General features: G+C 33.7%; 9 protein-coding genes. 8 read left to right on the top strand and 1 reads right to left on the bottom strand.

From position 1 onward, the window contains the following. A partial coding sequence (locus tag BUB47_RS09690; protein WP_143270648.1) for a transposase occupies positions 1–237 on the top strand: 237 nt, incomplete at its 5' end. Between the two features lie 95 nt (positions 238–332). On the opposite strand, the gene BUB47_RS09685 is transcribed toward BUB47_RS09690, so the two are convergent. Continuing rightward, positions 333–926, bottom strand: a complete 594-nt coding sequence (locus tag BUB47_RS09685; protein ID WP_073185788.1) for a leucine-rich repeat domain-containing protein — start codon at positions 924–926, stop codon at positions 333–335. A gap of 358 nt (positions 927–1,284) precedes the next feature. On the opposite strand from BUB47_RS09685, the gene BUB47_RS09680 reads away from it, so the two are divergent. From BUB47_RS09680 to BUB47_RS09650, 7 genes are all read left to right on the top strand, one after another. Beyond that, entirely contained in the window at positions 1,285–2,334 is a 1,050-nt protein-coding gene (locus BUB47_RS09680; RefSeq protein ID WP_073185786.1) for an L-threonylcarbamoyladenylate synthase, read from the top strand. An 8-nt stretch (positions 2,335–2,342) separates the two neighbouring features. Continuing rightward, positions 2,343–2,972: a uracil phosphoribosyltransferase gene (gene upp, locus BUB47_RS09675; RefSeq protein WP_073185784.1), complete on the top strand. Its 630-nt coding sequence runs from the start codon at positions 2,343–2,345 to the stop codon at positions 2,970–2,972. 14 nt (positions 2,973–2,986) lie between these two features. Continuing rightward, entirely contained in the window at positions 2,987–4,015 is a 1,029-nt protein-coding gene (locus BUB47_RS09670; protein WP_073185782.1) for a glycosyltransferase family 4 protein, read from the top strand. A gap of 1 nt (position 4,016) precedes the next feature. Continuing rightward, positions 4,017–5,135: a non-hydrolyzing UDP-N-acetylglucosamine 2-epimerase gene (wecB, locus tag BUB47_RS09665; protein WP_073185780.1), complete on the top strand. Its 1,119-nt coding sequence runs from the start codon at positions 4,017–4,019 to the stop codon at positions 5,133–5,135. Between the two features lie 265 nt (positions 5,136–5,400). Then, complete coding sequence (locus tag BUB47_RS09660; protein WP_073185778.1) at positions 5,401–6,582, top strand: acetyl-CoA C-acetyltransferase; 1,182 nt, start codon at positions 5,401–5,403, stop codon at positions 6,580–6,582. 33 nt (positions 6,583–6,615) lie between these two features. Further along, entirely contained in the window at positions 6,616–7,392 is a 777-nt protein-coding gene (locus tag BUB47_RS09655) for an enoyl-CoA hydratase-related protein (protein WP_073185776.1), read from the top strand. Between the two features lie 18 nt (positions 7,393–7,410). Continuing rightward, the gene (locus BUB47_RS09650) at positions 7,411–8,247 is read left to right on the top strand and encodes a 3-hydroxybutyryl-CoA dehydrogenase (RefSeq protein WP_073185774.1); all 837 of its coding nucleotides are present in this window, start codon (positions 7,411–7,413) and stop codon (positions 8,245–8,247) included. Positions 8,248–8,354: the final 107 nt, after the last annotated feature.

Raw genomic sequence — 8,354 nt, 5'->3', positions numbered from 1 at the left:
AGGAAAGAATTAGAGAAATGGATAGAAAGAGCGAAACAATCAAAAATACCTGAATTCAAAGCATGTATTAAAGCTTTAGAAAACTGGAAAGAAGAAATACTTCATTATTTTGAAAGTAGATTTACCAACGGAAGAACGGAAGGATTTAACAATAAAATCAAAGTGATTAAACGAGTATCTTATGGATATCGTAATTTCGAGACCTTTAAGAAAAGGATTTTGTGGTGTTGCAGTTAATTTAAACAAAAAAATAAATAAAAAATTGAGGTAGGAAAAAACCTACCCCAACATTTGACAATGAACCATATTTAATCACGATTTATTAAGTAAGATTAAATTAAGTTTACACTTGTATTTGGATCAAAGGCATTTGCGTGTAAAAACTCAATTGACTTAGGAACGTCAATATTTAAAATACTATTTTTGTTAAAAGCAAACATGTCAATTTTCTTTATTGACTTTGGAATTTTAACTTCAGTAAGTGCATTTTTATAAAAAGCTGAAGATCCAATAGTTTCTAAAACTTCAGGAAGTTCTATTTCTTCTAGTTGGTTTAGAGAAAAAGCATTAATTCCTATGCTTGTAACGTTTGGACTCATCTTAACATGTTTAAGTTTATTTCTATAAAAGGCAAAAGCATCAAGTTTTGTCACAGAGTCAGGAATGGTAACTTCCACTAGACTACATACACCAAAAGCGTCATATCCTATAGATTCAACGGTTTCTGGAATTACTACAGAAGTTAAATTTCTTCTGTAAAAAGCGTTCTCCCCAATTCTCTTTATAGGAAGTCCGTCTGGTGAAGTTTCTGGAATAATCATATCTGTTAAACCTTCCACTTTTACTTTATCTTTCCCCTTTTTAGTCATACCCTTTAATTCATCGCCATTAAAAATAAAATCATCATATTCCCATGGATTACTCATTTTATTCCTCCTAATAATAATTTAAAATAACATCATACAAATAGTATAGCATATATTTGTAAAATTATAAATGATACTTTTAGACAAATGCCCTTACTTAGACTTCTACAAGACTTTTATTATAGTAAATTTACTTGTAATACCTTATAATTTAAGAGCCCAGTTTTGTAGTAGTTTCTAATTTTTTTAAAGGGATTATTCATATTAAAGAAAATCGTTAACACAGCTATGTATTTAGTAAAGTTACTTTATTTTAAACCTAAGACATCAGAGTAAATTATAGATATAAATACTTATTTCTTGTGTGAGTATGTAAACATTGATATAATAATACCTGTATGAAAGGTTTGGTTAAATAATGAATACAGAAGTAATAAAAATAGATGCAAATAATATTGATGAAAATAAAATAAAAAAAATAACAGAGGCATTTTCTAAGGGCAAGCTGGTAGTATTTCCAACAGAGACAGTATACGGCTTGGGAGCCAATGGACTAGATGAAGAAGCCTGTAAAAAAATATTTGTAGCAAAGGGTAGGCCACAAGATAATCCTCTAATTCTTCACATTGCAGAAGTGTCACAATTAGATGAGCTAGTTGAAGAAATACCTGATAAGGCAAAAGATTTAATTGAAATGTTCTGGCCGGGACCACTGACACTTATACTTAAAAAATCGGAAAGAGTATCAGATGTTGTTACAGCAGGACTTAGTACAGTTGCAATAAGAATGCCATCGCATAAAATAGCCAGAGAAATATTAAAGGACTGCATGCTTCCAATAGCAGCACCTTCGGCAAATATTTCAGGTAGACCATCTACAACTTCATTTAGAAGAGTGGTAGAGGACTTGGCTTCTAAAGTTGATATAATAGTAGATGGCGGAAGATCAGATGTGGGAATAGAGTCTACAGTAGTAGACATGACAGTAGACCCACCTATGATACTTAGGCCTGGGAAAGTTACAAAAGAAGATATGGAAGTACTCATTCCCGATATAGAAATAGACAAAGCTATAATAGATTCAAATAGCGGTGAAGTTCCAAAGTCGCCTGGACAAAAGTATAGGCACTATGCACCAAAAGCTGAGGCACAATGTTTTGTTGGAGATTTAGACAAAGTAGTAAAGGAAATAAACAAGAGAGTAAGTGAAGAAAAAAGTAGGAAAGTAGCAGTACTTGCCACAGATGAAACAGTTGCTGACTATAAAAATGTAGATTTACTTCTCAGCTTGGGCTCAAGGGAAAACCTTGAGGAAGTTGCCGGAAATTTATTTGAAATGTTGAGGAGTTGTGATGACAACAACGTTGATTTAATATTTATAGAGGGCTTTGAATTTAAGGGAATTGGAGCCAGTATAATGAATAGAATTCTAAAAGCCTGTGGCGGAAAGATTATATTTGGACTGTAGGAGGAATTATGGGAAAATTAATAGTAATGGACCATCCATTGATTCAGCACAAACTGACAATTTTAAGGAAAAAGGAAACCAGTTCAAAGGAATTTAGAGAAGTAGTAAGTGAAATATCTTCATATTTGGGATATGAAGCTACAAAAGACTTGGAATTAGAAGATATAAATATAGAGACACCTTTGGGAAAGACAGTTGGGAAAAAAATTAGTGGAAAGAAAATAGGAATAGTTCCAATATTAAGAGCGGGACTTGGAATGGTTGATGGTGTAGTATCTGTAGTTCCCGGTGCAAGAGTGGGACACATTGGTATGTATAGAGATCCTGAGACGCTAAAACCTGTAACTTATTACTGCAAGCTGCCAAAGGATTTAAAAGAGAGAAATATAATTTTACTAGACCCAATGTTGGCAACAGGAGGCTCTCTAATTGAAGCTATAAGTGAATTAAAAGCTCAAGGAGCAAGAAATATAAGATCACTAAATATTTTAGCAGCACCTGAGGGAATAAAGGCAGTTCAAGAAGCTCACCCAGATGTAGATATTTACGTTGCTGCAGTTGATAAGTGTCTAAATGAACATGGATATATAATCCCGGGTCTAGGAGATGCAGGGGACAGATTATTTGGGACAAAATAGAGAATGGAGTGTATATGAAAAGTTTAATTATGCCCTTTTTAGTGGCATGTTTAATAGCATTTATTTTAACACCAGTAGCTATAAAGCTCGCACCTAAGTTTGGATTCATGGACATTCCAAAGGATTCCAGAAGAATGCACAATAAGCCAATACCCTTGGCAGGTGGAGTTGCTATATACATAGCTACCATAGTAGCGGTTTTATTATTTTCCGATTTAAACTCTAAAATAATAGCTTTAATAGTAGGTTCAACTATAATTATAATTTCAGGACTTATAGACGATAGAAAGGGACTGAGTCCAAAGAAAAAAATGCTTTTTCAACTTTTAGCAGGTTTGGTATTAGTAGTGGGAAATGTGAGGATTAATTTTTTTACAAATCCATTTTCCTTTGGAGATTCAATAATTTTCCTAGAATTACTGTCTATTCCGGCAACGTTGTTTTGGGTAGTTGGAATTACAAATACTGTAAATTTAATAGATGGACTTGATGGACTTGCAGCAGGAGTATCAATGATTTGCTCGCTATCACTTATGGGAATAGCTTATAAATTCGGATACAGCAACGTAGCTATAATAGCTGCGGTTTTGGCAGGAGCTTGTCTTGGATTTTTGCCGTTTAACTTTAATCCTGCAAAGATATTTATGGGAGACACAGGGGCACTATTTCTTGGATTTGTACTGTCCTATATTTCTATAGAGGGAGTAATGAAGTCTGCCGCTGCACTTACAATTTTTGTGCCTGTTTTAATATTGGGAGTACCTGTATTTGATACGGCATTTGCAATGGTTAGAAGAAAGCTAAGTGGAAAGAGTATGGTACAGGCAGATAAGGGACATTTACACCACAGACTGTTAGCGCTTGGCTTGACACAGAAACAAACAGTTTTAGTTTTATATACTATATCCATAATATTTGGAATACTTGCAAATTTAGTTGCAGATTTCAATTCAAAAGTGGGACTTGTAATGTCAATATTAATAGTAATTGCAATAATATTAATTGGCGTAATGACGGGAATGTTTAGGTCAAAGGAGGAATGAGATGAAAGTATTAACAGTTTTTGGCACTAGACCTGAGGCAATAAAAATGGCACCAATTGTAAAAGAGCTTGAAAAGAGAAAAAATATAGAATCAGTTGTTGCAGTTACAGGACAACATAGACAGATGTTAGATCAAGTATTGAGTATTTTTAATATAAAACCGGATTATGACATCAATATATTTAAACCGGGACAGACACTTACCGAAATAACTACAAATTCCATGTTGGGTCTTGAAAAAGTTTTAGATGAAGTAAAACCCGATGTGCTACTTATACAGGGAGATACTACAACGGTATTTTCAGCAAGTGTAGCTGCATTTTATAAGAAAATAAAAATAGGGCATATAGAAGCCGGACTTAGATCTGGAAATATATATTCTCCATTTCCAGAAGAGGCAAATAGAAAACTTACGGGAATACTTACAAACTATCACTTTGCTCCCACAGAGACTAATAGAGATAATCTGCTGAGAGAAGGTTATGACGAGAAAAATATTTTTGTAACGGGAAATACAGTAATAGACGCTCTTAAATATGCAATTAAAGACAACTATGTATTTGATGAGGAAATATTAAACAGTATAGACTATGAAAATAAAAAAGTAATTCTATTAACTTCACATAGACGTGAAAATATTGGTCAACCAATGGAAAATATATTTAAGGCAGTAGAAGATGTAGTTATGGAAGAAAAAGACGTTGAAGTAATATTTCCAGTTCACTTAAATCCAAAAGTAAGAGAAATTGCTCACAAGTACTTTGATGGTAAAGATAGAATTCACATGATTGAACCACTGGATTACCTTCCCTTTTCTAATTTAATGAACAAGGTATATCTAGTAATGACTGATTCAGGAGGAGTTCAAGAAGAAGCCCCTGCACTGGGAAAACCGGTTTTAGTTTTAAGGGAAGAAACTGAGAGAATGGAAGGAGTTTTAGCAGATACAGCTAAACTCTTAGGGACAGACTATAAAGTAATATACGATAATTTTAAAAATTTATTACACAATAAAGATGAGTATAATAAAATGGCTCATGCAATAAATCCATATGGAGATGGAAATTCTGCAAAGAAAATCATTGATATTTTAGAAGAAGAGTTTGAAAAAGAGAAATAAGTTATTTATTTCTCTTTTTTTGCAATAATACTATATTAGAGATAATATAGTATTATAATATAGATAAGAAGACACTTGAAAAAATGCAGATATAAAGTATAATAATAAGTAGTATATGGGATGAATTCCAATATACGAAATATAGATAAAGTTATTGTCTATAATAAATAAGTAATATATAATTTTAAGATGGAAAATTAAATTTTTAATTATTATATTAAAAATTTGAAAGAGGCCAGTGCCTCAGATAATAAAGGAGGAAGTAATGAAGAAAGTAGTAATAGCAAGTGCGGTTAGAACACCGGTAGGTTCATTTGGAGGGGTATTTAAAAACGTAACTGCTGTAGATTTAGGTGTAGTAGCTGCAAAAGAAGCCATTGAAAGAGCCAACATTGACCCTAAAATAGTTGATGAAGTTATTATTGGAAATGTATTACAAGCTGGTCTTGGACAAAACGTAGCTAGACAAGTAACAATTAATGCAGGTTTACCTATTGAGGTTCCTGCTATGACAATTAATAAAGTATGTGGTTCAGGTCTTAGAGCTGTTTCACTTGCAGCACAAATTATAAAAGCAGGAGATGCTGAAGTAATTTTATGTGGTGGTTGTGAATCAATGTCTCAAGCTCCTTATCTTACAACAAAAGAAAGATGGGGCGCAAAAATGGGAGATACTGTCCTAGTTGACGAAATGTTAAAAGATGGACTAGTAGATGCATTTCATAACTATCATATGGGTATTACAGCGGAAAACGTAAGTGAAAAATTTGGAATTACTAGACAAGATCAAGATCACTTAGCTACTGTTTCTCAAAACAGAGCATCAAAAGCTAGAGCAGAGGGTGTTTTTGAAGAAGAAATAGTACCTGTTGAAATAAAAGACAGAAAAGGAAATGTAACTGTAATTGATAAAGATGAATTTATTAGAGATGGTGTTACAGAAGAAGCTCTTGGAAAATTGAGACCGGCATTTAAAAAAGATGGAACTGTTACTGCAGGAAACTCATCTGGAATTAATGACGGAGCAGCAATGCTTGTTGTAATGAGTGAAGAAAAAGCTATAGAGCTTGGAATAAAACCTCTAGCAACAGTAGTTTCATATGCATCAGCAGGTGTAGACCCAGCTATAATGGGAACTGGACCAATACCATCCTCAAGAAAAGCACTTGAAAAAGCAGGACTTAAAATTTCAGATTTAGACTTAATAGAAGCAAATGAAGCTTTTGCTGCACAAGCTGCTGCAGTTGCAAAAGAACTTGAACTAAATATGGATATAGTAAATGTAAATGGAGGAGCAATTGCCATAGGACATCCAATAGGAGCAAGTGGAGCAAGAATTTTAACTACACTTCTATATGAAATGGGAAAAAGAGATGCTAAGAAAGGTCTTGCAACACTATGTATAGGTGGCGGCCAAGGAACTGCACTAGTAGTAGAGAGAGATTAGTTTAAAAGTTGATATAAAAGAAGAAGGTTGCATATGTATAAATATTTAAAGGAAGAGTTAAAAGATAGTATATATATATTGACAATTTCAAAGGAAAAAAGCTTAAATGCATTAAATGCAGAACTTCTTGAAGAGCTAGATGATTGTTTTACTAATTTAGCTGAGAGAGAAGATATTGAAGTTGTAATTATAACTGGAGCTGGAAAAGCTTTTGTAGCAGGGGCAGATATTGGTGAAATGTCTAATTTAAATGCCAACGAAGGTTATGATTGGGCGAACAAGGGAATGCAGACGTTTTTTAAAATTGAAAATTTAAATAAGCCCGTAATAGCTGCAATAAACGGATTTGCACTAGGAGGAGGCTGTGAATTATCTCTATCCTGTGATATTAGAATTGCATCTAAAAAGGCAAAGATAGGTCAACCTGAAGTTGGGCTTGGAATTACACCTGGATTTGGTGGAACTCAAAGACTACCAAGGGAAATAGGACTTTCAAATGCAAAAAAAATGATTTATACAGCTGAACACATTTCCGCTGATGAAGCTTATAGAATGGGATTGGTTTCAGAGGTAGTAGAACCTGAAGAGTTAATGGAAAGAGCTATTGAACTGGCAGAGAGGATAGTTAAAAATTCCAAGTTGGCAGTTAGATACTCTAAACAAGCTATTGACACAGGAGCACAAACTGATTTAAACAGCGGTATGGATATAGAGAGATCAAAATTTGGCCTTTGTTTTGCAACAGAAGATCAAAAAGAGGGAATGAAAGCTTTTCTGGAAAAGAGAAATGCAAACTTTACTGGTAAATAGTAATTGGGGGAATTAAGGATGAAAATAGCGGTAATTGGCTCAGGAACAATGGGTTCAGGAATAGCGCAAGTTATGGCAATTAAACATGAGGTAATAGTTAGAGATATTGCCCCAGAAGCTTTAAAAGTAGCAGAAGAAAGAATTAAAAAAGGCTATGAAAAAAATGTGGCAAAAGAGAGAATGACTAAAGAAGAAATGGAAATAGCCCTAAATAACATCTCCACATCTCATAAAATTGAAGATATTGCAGATGTAGATTTAGTAATAGAAGCTGCTACGGAAAATCCAACGGTTAAAAAGGCAATATTTAAGGAGCTAGATGAAGTTTGTAAAGAATCTACAATTCTTGCATCGAATACGTCTTCGCTTTCAATAACAGATATTGGAGCTGCAACAAAAAGACCGGAAAAAATAATAGGAATGCACTTTTTTAATCCAGTTCCTGCAATGAAATTAGTAGAAGTTATTTCAGGACAACTGACAGATGAAGTAGTAAAGACTACAATAATGGACCTTGCAAAAGAAATAGGAAAGACACCTGTAGAAGTTGCAGAAGCTCCAGGATTTGTAGTAAATAGAATTTTAATTCCAATGATAAATGAAGCAATAGGAATTTATGCTGAGGGAATTGCAAGTGTTGAAGATATAGACAACGCAATGAAACTTGGAGCAAACCACCCTATGGGGCCTTTAGCTCTAGGAGATTTAGTAGGCCTTGATGTAGTTCTTGCTATAATGGATGTACTATATGAAGAATTTGGAGATCCAAAGTACAGAGCCCATGTGTTACTAAAGAAAATGGTAAGAGCAGGACAACTTGGAAGAAAGACTGGTAAGGGATTCTATAATTACTAAGACTTGTAAATATTTGAGATTGAAGAGCGTAGATTAAAAGATCTGCGCTCTTTTTTTAAAGGTTCATTGTCAAATGTTGGGGTAGGTTTTTTCCTACCTCAATTTTT

This window comes from Anaerosphaera aminiphila DSM 21120, from assembly GCF_900129925.1.
Taxonomy (GTDB): Bacteria; Bacillota; Clostridia; order Tissierellales; family Peptoniphilaceae; genus Anaerosphaera; species Anaerosphaera aminiphila.
This window is presented reverse-complemented; position numbering and strand designations above follow the sequence as displayed.